This is a genomic window from Hydrocarboniphaga sp. (assembly GCF_965279055.1).
Classification (GTDB): domain Bacteria; phylum Pseudomonadota; class Gammaproteobacteria; order Nevskiales; family Nevskiaceae; genus Hydrocarboniphaga.
On the sequence record NZ_OZ257125.1, the window covers coordinates 2,417,864 to 2,432,771 of the forward strand.

Sequence of the window (14,908 nt, forward strand, 5' to 3'; positions counted from 1 at the left end):
CCCCAACGGCTCCCGGCCACACTCAAGGAAGAAATCACATGAACCGCATCATTCCCTACGGCCTGTCCACGGCCTTGCTGGCGCTGACTGCCGCCTGCTCCACCCATCCGACGCAGCCGCAGAGCGCGTCATCGATGTCCTCGTCGACACCGGCCGCGCAGCTCGCCAGCTGCGACGGCGCGACCGCGCTGGCGCCGCAGGCCACCGCCGACGCGGTGCTCGCCGCCTGCGGCCAGCCGAGCTTTCGCGATGCCTGGGGCATGAGCGCGGAAATCCCGCAGGCCAACGTGCTGGCACCGGTGGAAGAGTGGTACTACAACCCCGGCCCGAACGGTGAAGTGCAGGTGCTGCGCTTCGTCGAAGGCCGCGTCGCCACCGTCAGCCGCGACGGCGCCGGCTTCGATCCGCGCACCGCCGGCGGTGACTGCGTCGGCGCCAGCCTGAGCAAGGGACTGAGCAAGTACCGCCTGGCCCAGGCCTGCGGCCAGCCGGTGTCGCGCTCGGCCTACGTGGTCGACCCCAAACAGCTCGACCCGGGCTCGAGTACCTTCACCCAGGGCACCGCGCTGATCGAAGGCGACAAGCAAAACGGCAAGGTCGCGATTTATCGCGAGGCGCTGTCGTACGAAGTCGCCGGCGGCGTCACCACGGTGACGGTGCAGAACGGCCGCGTGTTCGACGTTTACGAGAACTCGACGCGGGTTTCGTCGGCCGAGTAATCGCGCCTTCAACCGTCGTTCCCGCCGTCGCGGGAACGACGGTTGCGTACAATCCGCGGCGTGACGAACTCGCCCCGCGCCATCGGTCCCCTGCTCACTTTGCCCGTGCACGCCGCGCTGGTCGCGGCGCGCGCCAGCGGCGCGACGAGCGTCGACTGCTCGTTCGATCTGGACCGGTCGAAGACGCAAGTCGACCTGGTTGCCGACGGCTTCGTCTACGACGGCCAGCGCTACCCGATCCCCGAGGTCTGCAAGGACCGCACGATCTATCACTGGAATGGCCGCGTGTTCGAGCCGGTCGCGCGCTTCGGCGGCTCGCTGATCAAGCTGGTGCCGACGCCATGGGGCGCGCCGACCTTCGAAATCGACGGCATCAAGATGCTGCCGACCGCGCAGGTGTCGCCTTACGCCGACGCCGAGCGCAAGGTCGGGCTGATCCAGCCGCGCGGCAAGCGGGTGCTCGACACCTGCGGCGGCCTCGGCTACTTCGCCGCCTGTTGTTTGAGCGGCGGCGCTGCGCAGGTGCAGTCCTATGAAAAGAATCTCGACGTGATCTGGCTGCGCAGCCTCAACCCCTGGTCGCCGGTCGCAGGCGGCGCCTTGAGCCTGCAGAACGCCGACGTCGCCGAGCAGATCAAGACGCTGGCCAGCGGCTCGGTCGACGCGATCCTGCACGACCCGCCGCGCTTCGGCATCGCCGGCGAGCTGTATTCGCAGGCCTTCTACGACCAGCTGGCGCGCGTGATCCGCCCGCGCGGCCGCCTGTTCCACTACACCGGCTCGCCGAACAAGCTGACCAGCCGCCGCGACGTGCCGGCGGAGGTCGCGACGCGCCTGCAACGCGCCGGCTTTTCCACCGAGTTCAACGGCGACGGCGTCGTGGCGATCAGAAAAGCAAACGCCGCGCGCCGCTGATAAAACCGGCGCCGCTTCCAGCACCTGCACCACAAGCGTCAACGCGGCTTGCGCAAACGCCCGCCCTACGCCCCACCACTCGCCGCCGTGGGGGCTCGGAGCTGGCCTGTTGCCCAGCTCCCCCGAGTGGAGGCTATTTCGACCGTCGCGCGCCCACCGTTATCGATACGATCGAATCGATTTTGTCGCTCAGTAAAGATTCAAGGCAACTATCGATTCGATCGAATCGATTTTGTTGACAAGGGCGGCATCTCAACCCAGAATCGATCAGAGGTAATCGATTTTATGCGTATTCCTATTGCCAATACCCACGACTTGGGCCTGCTGATCCGTGCTGCGCGGAAAGCGGGAAAAGTGCGTATGGACGACTTGCCTATGGCGGGGCCGGTGTTCGTGCGTCACGTCGAACGCGGCAAGGAAACCGCGCAGATCGGCCGCGTGCTCCGATTGCTCGATGAACTCGGAATTCGGCTGGTCGCGGATGTGCCCGACAACGTCGAGGCCGTACTTGACCGTATTCGGCAGGAAGATGCCGCTTCTGGCACTTCCCCGGCACGCAAGGGCAAAAGCAAGAGCAAGGCCTGATGGCACGCGCCCTAAACGTATTGGCGGGTGATCGTCAGGTCGGGCAGCTTCGCGAGCAGGACGACATCTGGGAGTTCGAGTACACCGCGCAGTGGCAGGCGAGCCCGGAGGTCTTCGATCTGTCGCCCGCGCTTTCGCGGCGCAGCTTGCTTCATCGCGACGGGTCCAGTCAGCGTCCGGTGCAGTGGTATTTCGATAACCTGCTTCCGGAGGAGGGGCTGCGCACCCTGCTGTCCAATGAAGCCGGCATTCCGGAGGCCGATGCGTTCGGTTTGCTGGCTCACTTCGGGCGCGAATCGGCGGGCTCGCTGACCTTGCTTCGCCAGGGCGAAAGCGAGGCTGGAGACCATGGTCGCAACGAACTTTCACAGGCGACATTGAGCCAGCGTATCGACCGCCTGCCAAAAGCCCCGATCAATCGTGACGCACCCAAGCGCATGTCCCTGGCTGGCGCCCAGCACAAGCTGCTGGTGATTTACGAAGACGGCGCCCTTTTCGAGCCGGTTGGTGGAACGCCCTCGACGCACTTGCTTAAACCCAATCATCCGGATGCTGGGTATCCCGCCTCCGTCCTGAACGAGTATTTCACGATGCGGCTGGCAGACCGCATGCGGTTGAGAGTGCCAGCTGTGCATCGTCTCCGGGTGCCGCAGCCGGTGTATCTGATCGATCGCTTCGACCGTGTCCCCGATGACGGCGGCAGGCTATTCAAGCGGCTCCATACCGTGGATGCCTGCCAGTTGCTGAACAAGTCTCGGGCGTTCAAATACACAGAAGCATCTGTGGAAACGCTCAATGAACTCATTGAGCGCTGCCGCAGCAAGGCCTCCGCGCGACAAGAGATTTTTCGCTGGCTGGCTTTCAATGTTCTCATCGGCAATGGCGATAATCATCTGAAGAACCTGTCCTTCCTCGTTCACCCGGACGGTGTCGAGCTGGCACCCGCCTATGACTTGCTGTCGACAGCGGTCTACGACACCCGCGCGATTGCCGACACCGAAGCAAAGTGGCCTGCCACGCATCTGGCACTTCCGCTACCCGGAGCTGCGACCTTCGGTGCGGTACGACGCTCCCATCTGGTTGATGCTGGCCGGGCGCTCAATTTGCCGCCAAGAGCGATCGACCGTGAGCTGGATCGAATGTCGGCGGGGTTGCTCGCAGCCGCCGATCAGCTCATCGCGGAAATAGAATCCGAGACGGAGGCCGAAGTCGCGCAGTGCCCAAATCCGAGCGCGGCTTCTGAATTCGTGCCCAACGAAATGCGATTGCTGAGTTGTATCCGAGGCATTGTGATCCAAGACATGCTGCGTCAGGTCGCAACAGCATAACCATGCAAGGATTCGAGGAGCAGCAGCGTAGAGTTTAAGGATCGTGCCGGATTCGATGTCGTCTGGCCGTGCTGAATCCCCGAATAGCGCGCCATCGTCCACTTACCGCACCAACCGTCACGCAACTCAAACAGGGTTTTGCAGACCTTGCCTAACGACGGAGCCGAGGCATTTGGCAATGCATCGGATCCGACGCTGGCGAAGTCAATCTTGCCCTGTCCCCCCGGGGCAAGATCGATCCCTTGAGAACATTAAAGAGGTCAGGTCGAATTATTTTTCTGTCCGTCTTCAACCGTCTCGAATTCCGGCCTGAACAGGTCACGATAGGCGGCCGTCCGTTCTACTGGATCAGATGACTTCGCCAGATAGATCGGATCAGGCGTCAACCGCGGATCCGATTGACCCCGGCCTTTGTGGCAAGACGGACCCACTGCTGAAGTCGCACGCGCCGTAACGGGCGCTGCGGCGCAATGACACTGCGAGAAGCTATTCCTGATTGAGGTTGAGGAAACTGAGCTCAGCTCGGCGCCTCTTCCAACGCCTGCACCAGAAACGCCAGCGAGGCTTGCGCAAACGCCCACATATTGGCGACGCGGTCATCGACGCCGGTGCGCAAGGTCATCACACGATCGAGCGGGCCGCAGATGGCGATGCAACTGTGGCCGGCCGGGTCGCCATAAGGATTGCCCTGCGGGCCGGCGGCGCCGGTTTCGGCCAGCGCCCAGGTGATCGCGCCGTGCTTGGCGCGGATCGCGTTGGCCAGCAGTTGCGCATAGGGCTCGGAGCTGGAGCGGATGCCCTGCTCGCGCAGGTCTTTCAGCGACAGATCGACCAGGCCGCGGATCGCGCGCGCCGAGTAGGTGATCGCGCCGCCGACGTAGTACGCGGACGCGCCGGGAACCGCGAGCAGGCTGGCCGAAATCAGGCCACCGGCCGAGGTTTCGGCGACGACGATTTTCTCGCCGCGTTGTTTCAGCAGCTCGCCGGCGCGCGCGCCCATTGCAGCGAGGTCGCGCATCAAGCGGTCAGGCTGCCCGGCTCACCGCCGCCGGGGAAGGCCAGACGCAGGTTCTTCAGCCAGGTGGTGCCGAACTGCCGCGTCAGCGAGCCGACGTTGTAAGGCAGGCCGTAACGCGCCGCGAGTGCGCGCACGCGCGGCGCGACTTCCGGATAGCGGTTGCTGCACATGTCGGGGAAAAGATGGTGCTCGATCTGGTGCGACAGGTTGCCGGCCATCACGTGGAACAGCTTGCCGCCCTGGATGTCGCAGGAGCCGAGCAGCTGGCGCATGTACCAGCGCGCGCGCGTTTCGCCCTCGACCTGCTGCTTGGTGAAGTTGTAGGCGCCGGCCGGAAAATGCCCGCAGAAAATGATCGTGAAGGTCCAGATGTTGCGGATCAGGTTGGCGATCAGGTTGGCCAGCGCGACGATGCCGAATATCGCCAGGGGCGACAACGGCACGAAGTAGGAAATCGGGATCGCCACCAGCGCCGCCGCGGCCGGCCAGGCGATGTAATCCTTGATCACCTGGCGCCAGACCTTGCGGCCGATATGGCGCAGCACCGGCTTGATTTCGGCGTAGGTCTTCTTGCCGCGCATGTGGTCGTCGAGCGCCTGCTCGTGCAGCGCCACGCCTTCTTCGAACAGCAGCATCAGCAGAACGAACGTAATCGGCTGGAACAGGTAGGCCGGATGCCATTTCTGCATCGCGGTCACGCGCATGATGCCGTAGCCCACGTCCAGATCCTTGCCGACGACATTGGTCCAGGTGTGGTGCACGACGTTGTGCGAATGCATCCAGCGATCGGACGGGCTCATCGTGTCCCACTCCCAGGTGTTGGACTGGATGTTCGGGTCCTTCATCCAGTCCCACTGAGCGTGCATCACGTTGTGGCCGATCTCCATGTTCTCGAGGATCTTGGCGGTGGCGAGCATCAACGTGCCCAGGCCGATGATCGCCAGCGCCGCGGTCCACGACGCCAGCAGGTGGCCCCAGGCCGGCAGGAAGAACAGGCCGGCGTAAATGACGAAGCGGCCGAGTACCGCGAGGCTGCGCTGGGTGCGGATCACCTTGAGGATGTACTGGCGGTCGCGCTCGCCGCGCGAGGCCATCACCTCGTCGTAGATCGCGTCCATCTCGCGGCCGAATTCGTCGATCTGGGCTTCGCCGAGATGCGTCGGTAAACCATGTGCGTTCATGCTGGCACCTTTCACAGGTCGAGTTCGCAATCGCCGGCCGCCGCGCAGATGCAGGTCTGCACGATCGCGCCGGTTTCGTTGAGCAGCTTGCCGGTGCGCATGTCGCGCACGCAGCCGGACAGCAGCCGGGTGTTGCAGGTGTGGCAGATGCCCATGCGGCAGCCGTGCGGCGGATTCATGCCGGCGTCCTCGGCCACGCGCAGCAGCGGCGTCAGATGGTCGGCCTGGACCGCGATCTTGCTTTTGCCGAAGCGCACCAGGCCACCGACCGCATCCGGCGGCAGGTCCGCGTACGCGGCGCGAAAACGTTCGACATGCAGGCGCCGCGACAGCCCGGCCTGGGCCCAGTGATCCTCCAGCGACTGCAGCAAGGACGGCGGGCCGCAGGCGTAGACGTCGCGATCGCGCCAGTCCGGGCACAGCTCGTTCAACTGCTCGGCGGAGAAATGCCGCCCGGCCCTCGCCTGATGGCCGATTTCGCGCGTCAGCTGCAGCTGCAGCTTGTAGCGCGGATGCTGCGCCGCCATTGCGCGCAGCTCCTGGCCGAAGATCACGTCGAACTCGTGCGGCGCGTAATGGATGTGTACCGAATCGGGCAGACGCTCCTCGGCGATCAGCGCGCGCAGCATGCTCATCGCCGGCGTGATGCCGCTGCCGGCGGTGATGAACAGCGGTCGCACCGGCTGCGCGTCGGGCAGGTAGAAATCGCCTTGCGGCAGGCCCAGCGGCAGGTAGTCGCCGACCTTGATCTGCCGCACCAGATGATGCGACATGCGGCCGCCGGCGATCGCCTTGACCGTAATCGTGATGCAGCGATCGTCGCGCTCGGGCGCCGACGAGATCGTGTAAGTGCGCGTGTAATGCATGCCGGCGATCGGCACACCGAGCCGCGCATGCTGGCCGGCGCGATGGCCGCGCCAGTTGACGCCGGGGCGCAGCGTGATGGTGCGCGCGTCGCGGGTTTCGTCCCAGACTTTTTCGACCCGTGCCTGCAGCGCATGGCGCGCCCATAGCGGGTTCACCAGTTCGACGTAATGCGAGGTGCGCAGCGGAAACGCAAAGTAATCGGTGATGGCTTCGATGCGCGACCACAGGGAACGCGCTGCTACGGGCGGGCTTTCACCACTGGTGTTCACGATCTCTCCTCGTGTGCCGGGTGCCACTGCGGGGACCTTTCAGCGAGCCGAGTATAGGAGCAAGTCCGGCCAGTCGTATTGGATCGACAGCGGATGGTCGGAGGCGGTCGCGCCGCCATTTTTGTCACCACAAGGACCGACGACTCTCGAACAAGCGCAAGTCGCCACCAAGCGGATCGCGAAACGACAGCGCCCGCGCCAGCAGCTTCAAGGGCCGCGTGTAGTCGTCCTCTGCCTCGTCCAGCAGTTGCGGATACCAGGGATCGTTCAGGATCGCGGCGCCGATCGCGGCCATGTGCACCCGCAGCTGGTGCTTGCGGCCGGTCTGCGGCTGCAGCCGGTACAGCGCAATATCGCCGCGCGTTTCGATCAGGTCGATGTTCGTGTCGGCATTGGCGACACCGTCGACTTCGTGCATCCGAAAGAACGGCTCTGCTGCGGCAATGCGGCTACGCCGCGTTTGAGGAAAGCTGATGCCGGGCAAGGCCGGCGCCAGCGCCTCGTAGACTTTGGTGATGCGCCGCGACGCGAACAGTTCGGTGTAGGCGGCGCGCGTGCTTGGCCGTATCGAGAACATCACCAGGCCGGCGGTGGCGCGATCCAGCCGGTGCAGCGGCACCAGATCGTCGAGGCCGGTCTCGCGCTTGAGCCGCACCAGCAGCGACTGCTGCACGTAGCGGCCGGCCGGCATCGTCGGCAGAAAATGCGGCTTGTCGACGACCAGCAGGTCGTCGTCTCGATGCAGGATCACGGCATCGAACGGAATGCGCGGCTCGTCCGGCAGCTCGCGAAAATAGTGAATCCGGCGGCCGGCAATGTAAGGCGCGTCGGCTTGAAGCGATTGGCCGGAGTCATCGCTGACCCGCCCCTGCCGCAGCCGCGTCTGCCAGACCGCGCGACCGACGTCGGGAAAACGCTGATCGAGAAAATCCAGCAGCAGCGTCCACGACCCGGCCGGCAGGAATACCCGGCTGACGCCGACGCCTTCGACCGTCGTGGGGCTGCTCATCGTCGATTCACGTCGCCGGCCGGGTTAATTCACAATTCATGGGAGCGGCTGATAGTCGCCACACTGCAACCAGGGATCATCACCATGAAAACTAGAATAGTCACCCCTGCACTGTTCGGCGCCGCGGCGCTGCTGTGCGCCGCCACCAGCTACGCGACGGCCACGCCGGTCGACACCGCCAGCGTCACCAACGCCAACCCGGCACTGCCCCGGCCCAAGGCCGACCCGACCACGACCGCCGAGGCGGTCGCGGCATCCGCGGGGCCTGCGGAGGATATCGGCGCCGATGCCGATTCGCCTCCGCCTGGCTCTTCCGGCGCGGCCCAGCCGGGCGCCGCGACGGCCAGCGAGGACATCGGTGCGGACGCGAACTCGCCGCCGCCGGGTTCCTCATCGGCACCGAAGCAAACCGCCGCGGCCGAGCCGCCGCCCGCCGCACCGGCGCCCGCCAGCAGCGGCGAGCCCGCTACCGAGGCGGTCGCCAGTCAGGACGACTTCCGCGCGGCGGTCAAGCCGAAAGCGCCGTGGTGGGGCCCGTCGGTCAGCAATGACCGCTTCGGTGTGAAGTACGTGGCCCAGGCGGCCGATCAGCCGGCGTTGCTGATCCGCTTCTCGCGCGACGTCAGCCGCGACGCGGCGACGCAGAACATCAAGCTGAGCAAGAACGGCAAGCCGGTGGAAACCGCCTGGCAGCAAGGCAGCGATCCGCGCACGCTGATCGCGCCGAACCTGAAGCCGGGCCGCTATACGGTGGTCATCGAATCGCAGCTCGCCAGCGCCGCGGGTGAATCGCTGGGCACGCAGTTGAAGGGCAAAACGCGGATCCGCTGATTGCGGAACGATTCCCCCTCTCCCTCCGGCAGAGGGGCCAGGGGTGAGGTCCTCGCAGCGATCGAGCTGACCTGAATCGGAGACTCCCTCACCCGGCCCTTCGGGCCACCCTCTCCCGGAGGGAGAGGGCTTGAAACAGCAGACTCAGTGCACGACCACACCCCAGGGCTTCTTGCCGACGGCCACGGTATCGATAACCTGGTTGCTCGCCGTGTCGATCACCGAAATGCTGTCGCTGCGACCGTTGGCGACCAGTAGCAGGCCGCCGTCCTGGCTGAAGTCCATGTTCCAGGGCCGCTGACCCACGGTCACCGTCGCGACGATCTCGTTGCTGCCGGTGTCGATCACCGAGATCGTGCCGGCACCGCCGTTGGCCGCGTAGACGCGCTTGCCATCGGGGCTGACGGCGATGCCGGCGGTGCGCAGCGCGCTGGTGATGCTCTTGGTGATCTTGCGCGTGGCGATGTCGACGACCTCGACCTTGCCGGCGCCCTCGTTGGCCAGGTACAGGGTCTTGCCGTCGGGCGTGAAGCCGATGCCGCGCGCGGCACCGTCGACCTTGATCAGCGCCACCGACTTCTTCGCCTTCAGGTCGATCACGTCGACGTCGTGCGTCTCCTCGTTGCCAGCGAACAGCCAGCGGCCTTTCGGGTCGTACACGCAGTGCTCGGGATTGCGGCCCTGCATGGCGACCTTGCCGGTCTCGGCCAGGCTGGCGACGTCGATGAATACCGCCTGGTTGGATTCCTCCGAGCACACCGCCAGGGTCTTGCCGTCGGGAGAGAGGTCGATGCCCTCGGGTGCCTTGCCGGCCGGGATGGTTTTTTTCAGCTCGCCGGTGGCGGTGTCGACTGCCAGCACCACGCTGGCGTCGGCGTCGACCACGAACAGCGTCTTGCCGGCATGGTCCAGGGCCACGCCCTGGATTTTCTTGCCGAGGCTGGTCTTGGTCAGCAGCTTGGCTGTCGCCGGCTGGCCCATTACCAGCTCGAACACGCTTATGGTTCCGTCGCCTTCGTTGGGCACATAGGCACGCTCGGCCTGCGCCGCGCCGCAGGCCAGCGAGGCGGCGATGCCGGCTGCGAGATGAAGCTTGTTCATGGTTACCGCGCTCCTGATGATGATCGCGGCCGATCGATGCCGGCCGCTTCTTGTATGGAAAGTCCCGGGCATGCGATGCGCAGCATCGCAGCTGCCGTCAAAGATCGCCGCTGCAGCGCTGCGGCGCACTAGGAGAAAGTCCCGAGTTCGCTGCCGGCGCTGCCGCTGGGGCGGTGCGCTGGTTAGTCTGCGCGCCAGCAGGCCGCTTTGCCCGGCCAGCACCGATCAAAACGATAAAGAAACGGGAGAAGCCTGGTGCAATGCACTTCAAGACCCTCGCTGCCGGCCTCGCTGATGGTCGCCTTGCTGCTGTCGACGCAGGCACCGGCCGCGTTTTCGCAGACCCAGGCGCCAGCCACAGCCGACGACGGCGAGAGCGCCGAGCCCGAGGAAGTCGTGGTCTTCGGCGTCACACCGATCCCCGGCGGCGAAGGCGACCTGCAGCATTACCCGGGCAACGCCCAGGTGTTCGGTGCCGAGAGCCTGCGCGACCGGCAGACGCTCAACGTCGGTGAGTTCCTCGGCAGCACGGCCAGCTCGGTGCACCTGTCGGACGCGGCCAACAACCCGTTCCAGGCCGACCTGTTCTATCGCGGCTACGGCGTGTCGCCGCTGCTGGGCCTGCCGCAGGGCCTGGCCGTGTACCAGGACGGCGTGCGCGTCAACGAGCCTTTCGGCGACACCGTGAACTGGGATCTGATTCCGGAAGCCGCGATTCAAAGAGTCGAGCTGATCCCCGGCTCCAACCCGGTGTTCGGCCAGAACACGCTGGGCGGCGCGCTGGCCGTGCATACCAAGACCGGCTGGGACCAGCCCGGCGTCGAGGCCGAGCTCAGCGGCGGCTCGTTCGGCCGCATCAGCAGTTCGCTGGAATACGGCGTCGCCGGCGACGACATGGCGCTGTTCGCGGCGCTGCAGACCGAAGACGAGGACGGCTGGCGCGATCACTCGGCCAGCCGCGTGCGCCAGCTGTTCACGCGAGCGTCCTATGGCAAGGGCGACGACGGCGCCGACCTGATCATCACCGCCGCCGACAACCAGCTGCGCGGCAACGGCGCGGTGCCGATCGAGCTGATGCAGAACGAAGGCCGCGACGCGGTGTTCACTTATCCCGACCAGACGTCGCCGCAGCTGTTCTTCGCCAACCTGCTCGGCCGCCATCGCCTGGATGAAAAATCGACGATTTCCGGCGGCGTCTACTACCGCCAGAACCGCATTCATGCATTCAACGGCGACGGTACCGAGTTTTCGGCCTGCGCCGAACCGGGCAACGTCGACGGCCAGGGCCAGCCGCTGCTGTGCGAAAGCGACGACGGCGACGAAGAAGTGGTCAACGACGCCGACGGCGAACCGGTCACCGCCAGCGACGCCAACGACAGCGCCACGCAAAACACCAGCAGCACGATCCAGAAAGGCTACGGCGCCAACGCGCAATGGGCCTACAGCGGCACCCTGTTGCAGCGGCGCAACCGCTTGTACCTGGGCGCCAGCTACGATCGCGGCCGCACCCTGTTCCATTCCGAAACCGAGCTGGCGGCGCTGACCGACGATCGCGGCACCGTCGGCAGCGGCGTGTACGACGAGGAGTCGTTCGTGCGACTGCGCGCGATCAACAGCAACATCGGCGTGTTCGCCTCCGACGTCTGGCAGGCGACCGAGCGCCTCAGCATCACCGCATCCGGCCGCTTCAATCGCGCCGAAATCAAGCTCACCGATCTGGGCGAAGACGACGACCTCGACGGCCATCACCACTTCTCCCGATTCAATCCGCTGCTCGGCGCGACCTATGAAATCGTCCACGGCGTGACGCTGTTCGGCTCGGCATCGGAGGCCTCGCGCGCGCCGACGCCGGTGGAGCTGACCTGCGCCAACCCGGACGATCCCTGCAAGCTGCCCAACGGCTTCGTCGATGATCCGCCGTTGAAACAGGTGGTCACGCGCACCTACGAAATCGGCCTGCGCGGCGGCAGCAGAACGTTGCACTGGAACGGCGCGCTGTATCGCGGCGTCAGCCGCGACGACATCATCTTCATCACCGACGGCTTGCTGACCAACGAAGGTTATTTCAGCAATGTCGGCGACACCTTGCGCCAGGGCGCGGAAGTCGCGATCGACTGGGCGGTGCTGCCGTCGCTGAAGCTGTCGGCTTCGTATACGTATGTGGACGCCGAGTTCCGCGAGAACTTCGAGGTCAACACGCCGAACCATCCGCTGCGCGATGACGACGACGAAGACCAGCCCGCGGCCGGCACCGGCGACGTCCATTCCGGCGACCGCATTCCGCTGATCCCGCAGCACCTGTTCCGCGGCGGCATCGACTGGCACCGCGGCGGCAGCCAGCTCGGCCTGGAGATGGTGGCGCGCTCGTCGGCGCGTTATCGCGGCGACGAGTCCAACACCGACGACCAGCGCATCGGCGGCTTCGCGCTGTTCAACGGCTACGCCTCGCAGGCGCTCGGCTCGCACTTCAGCGTCTTTGGCAAAGTCACCAACCTGCTGAACACGCACTACAACAGCTTCGGCGTCTACGGCGACAGCGAAGACGTGCTCGGCGACGACTACGAGGATGCGCGCCGCTTCGTCGGGCCGGGCGCGCCGCGTGGGGTGTTCGTCGGCGTACGGCTGAGTTTCGCGGACAGCTAGGCGCTGAGGTTTCACAGTCGCGGGCAAGCCCGCTCCTACAGGGTCGATGTAGGAGCGGGCTTGCCCGCGACCGTTTTCGCCGCGCAAAAAAAATGGCCCGGAGTCCGGGCCTGAAAATGTTCAGGAGATGTCGGCCGTTGGAGGTGCTTCGCAGGTGCGCGACCGACAAGCCCAGTATCGAGTCCCGATAGCGTCCTGACCATGGGACTTTCTCCCTAAACCGCCTGTGTCATTGCTGATACACACTGCCACGCCGCGCCTGGCACAGCGCCCTCGCCTTCAAGCATTTCAGGCACTTGGGCCGCGCAAAAATCTGGCCTGCTCCTTGCCGTCATCGCCGTATAACGACAGGAGACAGACACGATGAGCGCCAGCGCCGTCAGTGCCGACAACAACGGCAGCCCGATCCGCGTACTGCTGATCGACGATCACGCCGTGGTCCGCGAAGGTTATCGCCATCTGCTCGGCAGCACCGGCCGCATCGCGGTCGTCGCCGACGCGGATTCCGGCGCCGCTGGCTACCGGCGCTTTCTGAAAGGTGGCATCGACGTCGTCGTCATCGACCTGTCGATGCCCGGGGTCGGCGGGCTCGAAGTGCTGCGGCGCATGAAGCATCGCGAACCCGGGCTGCACGCGCTGGTGTTCAGCATGCACGAGGAGCCGGTGATCGTGGAGCGCGCGCTCGCGGCCGGCGCCACCGGTTATCTGAGCAAGCGCTCCGATCCGCGCAGCCTGATCGATGCGGTCACGAGTGTCGCTGCCGGCATTCGCACGGTCGATCCGGCGCTGCTGCCCAGCGTCGAGCCGCGCGGCCGCTCGCTGCCGCAACAGCCGCCGACGCTGCTGCGCCAGCTGTCCGATCGCGAGTTCGAAGTGTTCCGCCAACTCGCCGAGGGTCGCAGCGTGTCGCAGATCGCGCAGCATTTGTCCCTGAGCGGCAAGACCGTCGCCAACTACAACACCGCGATCCGCGGCAAGCTCGGCATCGGCAACTCCGCCGAGCTGGCACGGCTGGCGATCGCAGCCGGTGTCGTGCGCCTGGCGGCCGCATGAGCGCCGTCGCCAGGCTCGATCCGCGGCGCCTGTCGCTGCGCTGGCAGCTGTCGCTGGCGATCGTGCTGGTGCTGGGCGCGACGCTGGCGCTGGCCGTCAGCGTGGTGCTGCGCAACGCGCGCAATGCGGTTGCCGACGAGTTGCAGGCCAGCCTCGATTCCACCGTCGGCAGCCTCGATGCGACCTTGATGCTGCTCGACCGGATTCCGCCGGCCGAAGTCTACGGTGCGCTCTACGACTGGATCGCCGCGCAAACGGCGAGCCGTCACCTTTGCGTGGCGCTGCGCTCCGGGCCGATCGGCACGGTCACCGGCAGCGAATGCCCGCGCACCCACAGCGCCGATCTGTCGGCGCCGGCCTGGTTCGCGCGCGGCGTCGTCGAGCGCCAGCATTTCGAGCGCCGCGAGCTGCGCATCGACGGCCGCGGGTACACGATCCTGCTGCTGGCCGATCCGCGCGAGGAGCTCAACGAATCCTGGGACGAAACCCGCGAGCTGCTGCAGCTGATGGTGCTGATGGCGTTCGCGGTCAATGCGCTGATCCTGTTGCTGGTGACCCTGGCGCTGCGTCCGCTGGAAGCGGCGACCGGCGCGCTGGCCCGGCTGCACGACGGCGACTTCGACCTGCCGATGCCGCGCATCACCCAGGCGCGCGATCTGCGCGCACTGGTCGAGGGCATCGAGCGGCTCGCGCTCAAACTGTCGCGCAGCGCCGGCGAAAATCGCCGTCTGCTGCTGCAGAATCTGGACATTGCCGAAGAAGAGCGCCGGCTGATTGCGCGCGAACTGCATGACGAAATCGGCCAGCACGTCACCGCGATCGAGATGGCGACGATCGGCATCGAGGCCTCGGCCAACGCCGCGCGGATTCGCGACTCGGTCAGCGAAATTCATCAGCTCAGCCGGCGCATGATCCGGCGCCTGCGCCCGGCCGCGCTGGACACGCTGGGCCTCGCCGGCGGCCTGCAGGCGCTGCTGTCGCACTGGCAGACCAGCCAGCCGCAGATGCTGGTGATCGACGAGATCGACCCGCTGTGCGATCGCATCGACGCCTACACCGCGACGCACGTCTACCGCATCGTGCAGGAGGCGCTGAGCAATGCCGTGCGTCATGCCCAGGCCGAGCGCGTGCAGGTGCAGCTGATGATCGTCAATCAGGAAATCCGTCTGCGTGTCGCCGACGACGGCCACGGCTTCGATCCGCAGACGCAGACCGCCGGCCTGGGTCTGATGGGCCTGCGCGAGCGCGTCAAGGCGCTCGGTGGCCAGATCGACGTGATCACCGGCCGCGACGCCGGCTGCCGGCTGCAGATCCGCCTGCCGGCGATGATGCCGGCGCGGTCGCGCAGCCGCGCCGCGCTGGCGCCGCAGATCGCGACCGCGTGAGCGA

At 66.0% G+C, this 14,908-nt stretch carries 13 protein-coding genes; 8 read left to right on the forward strand and 5 right to left on the reverse strand.

Features of this window, described 5'->3' with window-relative positions; translation table 11 throughout:
- The first annotated feature begins 38 nt into the window (after positions 1-38).
- From ACQZF9_RS10905 to ACQZF9_RS10920, 4 genes are all read left to right on the forward strand, one after another.
- Positions 39-719, forward strand: coding sequence for a DUF2845 domain-containing protein (locus ACQZF9_RS10905; RefSeq protein WP_428313253.1), 681 nt, complete (start codon positions 39-41; stop codon positions 717-719).
- Between the two features lie 105 nt (positions 720-824).
- Positions 825-1,634 carry a class I SAM-dependent methyltransferase gene (locus ACQZF9_RS10910; protein ID WP_428313254.1) on the forward strand — a complete coding sequence of 270 codons (810 nt, stop codon included), beginning with the start codon at positions 825-827 and terminating at the stop codon, positions 1,632-1,634.
- A 315-nt stretch (positions 1,635-1,949) separates the two neighbouring features.
- Positions 1,950-2,219 carry a hypothetical protein gene (locus ACQZF9_RS10915; RefSeq protein ID WP_428313255.1) on the forward strand — a complete coding sequence of 90 codons (270 nt, stop codon included), beginning with the start codon at positions 1,950-1,952 and terminating at the stop codon, positions 2,217-2,219.
- Positions 2,219-3,547 (forward strand): HipA domain-containing protein, encoded by a 1,329-nt coding sequence (locus ACQZF9_RS10920; RefSeq protein ID WP_428313256.1) that lies wholly within the window; start codon positions 2,219-2,221, stop codon positions 3,545-3,547. Before ACQZF9_RS10915 ends, ACQZF9_RS10920 begins: the two co-directional genes overlap by 1 nt.
- Before the next feature lie 517 nt (positions 3,548-4,064).
- Here the strand turns inward: ACQZF9_RS10920 and ACQZF9_RS10925 are convergent.
- The 4 genes from ACQZF9_RS10925 to ACQZF9_RS10940 all read right to left on the reverse strand — a co-directional run bounded on the left by ACQZF9_RS10925 (position 4,065) and on the right by ACQZF9_RS10940 (position 7,891).
- Positions 4,065-4,565 (reverse strand): CinA family protein, encoded by a 501-nt coding sequence (locus ACQZF9_RS10925; RefSeq protein WP_428313257.1) that lies wholly within the window; start codon positions 4,563-4,565, stop codon positions 4,065-4,067.
- Positions 4,565-5,746 carry a fatty acid desaturase family protein gene (locus ACQZF9_RS10930; protein WP_428313258.1) on the reverse strand — a complete coding sequence of 394 codons (1,182 nt, stop codon included), beginning with the start codon at positions 5,744-5,746 and terminating at the stop codon, positions 4,565-4,567. Before ACQZF9_RS10930 ends, ACQZF9_RS10925 begins: the two co-directional genes overlap by 1 nt.
- Before the next feature lie 11 nt (positions 5,747-5,757).
- Entirely contained in the window at positions 5,758-6,882 is a 1,125-nt protein-coding gene (locus ACQZF9_RS10935) for a ferredoxin reductase (protein ID WP_428313259.1), read from the reverse strand.
- Positions 6,883-7,006: 124 nt separating this feature from the next.
- Positions 7,007-7,891: a pseudouridine synthase gene (locus ACQZF9_RS10940; RefSeq protein ID WP_428313260.1), complete on the reverse strand. Its 885-nt coding sequence runs from the start codon at positions 7,889-7,891 to the stop codon at positions 7,007-7,009.
- 84 nt (positions 7,892-7,975) lie between these two features.
- Between ACQZF9_RS10940 and ACQZF9_RS10945 the strand changes: the two genes are divergently transcribed.
- Positions 7,976-8,722, forward strand: coding sequence for a hypothetical protein (locus ACQZF9_RS10945; protein ID WP_428313261.1), 747 nt, complete (start codon positions 7,976-7,978; stop codon positions 8,720-8,722).
- A 144-nt stretch (positions 8,723-8,866) separates the two neighbouring features.
- Here ACQZF9_RS10945 and ACQZF9_RS10950 read toward each other — a convergent pair whose 3' ends face one another.
- Positions 8,867-9,823 (reverse strand): beta-propeller fold lactonase family protein, encoded by a 957-nt coding sequence (locus ACQZF9_RS10950; RefSeq protein WP_428313262.1) that lies wholly within the window; start codon positions 9,821-9,823, stop codon positions 8,867-8,869.
- 255 nt (positions 9,824-10,078) lie between these two features.
- Between ACQZF9_RS10950 and ACQZF9_RS10955 the strand changes: the two genes are divergently transcribed.
- The 3 genes from ACQZF9_RS10955 (at position 10,079) to ACQZF9_RS10965 (ending at position 14,904) form a co-directional block, all read left to right on the forward strand.
- Complete coding sequence (locus tag ACQZF9_RS10955) at positions 10,079-12,466, forward strand: TonB-dependent receptor (RefSeq protein ID WP_428313263.1); 2,388 nt, start codon at positions 10,079-10,081, stop codon at positions 12,464-12,466.
- A 363-nt stretch (positions 12,467-12,829) separates the two neighbouring features.
- A complete protein-coding gene (locus ACQZF9_RS10960) occupies positions 12,830-13,519 on the forward strand; it encodes a response regulator transcription factor (protein ID WP_428313264.1) in 690 nt (229 codons plus the stop codon).
- Complete coding sequence (locus tag ACQZF9_RS10965) at positions 13,516-14,904, forward strand: ATP-binding protein (RefSeq protein WP_428313265.1); 1,389 nt, start codon at positions 13,516-13,518, stop codon at positions 14,902-14,904. Before ACQZF9_RS10960 ends, ACQZF9_RS10965 begins: the two co-directional genes overlap by 4 nt.
- The last annotated feature ends 4 nt before the right edge of the window (positions 14,905-14,908 follow it).

Coding starts and splice junctions, on each gene's coding strand:
- ACQZF9_RS10905 (WP_428313253.1), top strand. CDS start 39: ATGAACCGCATCATTCCCTACGGCCTGTCCACGGCCTTGCTGGCGCTG.
- ACQZF9_RS10920 (WP_428313256.1), top strand. CDS start 2,219: ATGGCACGCGCCCTAAACGTATTGGCGGGTGATCGTCAGGTCGGGCAG.
- ACQZF9_RS10925 (WP_428313257.1), bottom strand. CDS start 4,565: ATGCGCGACCTCGCTGCAATGGGCGCGCGCGCCGGCGAGCTGCTGAAA.
- ACQZF9_RS10930 (WP_428313258.1), bottom strand. CDS start 5,746: ATGAACGCACATGGTTTACCGACGCATCTCGGCGAAGCCCAGATCGAC.
- ACQZF9_RS10940 (WP_428313260.1), bottom strand. CDS start 7,891: ATGAGCAGCCCCACGACGGTCGAAGGCGTCGGCGTCAGCCGGGTATTC.
- ACQZF9_RS10945 (WP_428313261.1), top strand. CDS start 7,976: ATGAAAACTAGAATAGTCACCCCTGCACTGTTCGGCGCCGCGGCGCTG.
- ACQZF9_RS10950 (WP_428313262.1), bottom strand. CDS start 9,823: ATGAACAAGCTTCATCTCGCAGCCGGCATCGCCGCCTCGCTGGCCTGC.
- ACQZF9_RS10960 (WP_428313264.1), top strand. CDS start 12,830: ATGAGCGCCAGCGCCGTCAGTGCCGACAACAACGGCAGCCCGATCCGC.
- ACQZF9_RS10965 (WP_428313265.1), top strand. CDS start 13,516: ATGAGCGCCGTCGCCAGGCTCGATCCGCGGCGCCTGTCGCTGCGCTGG.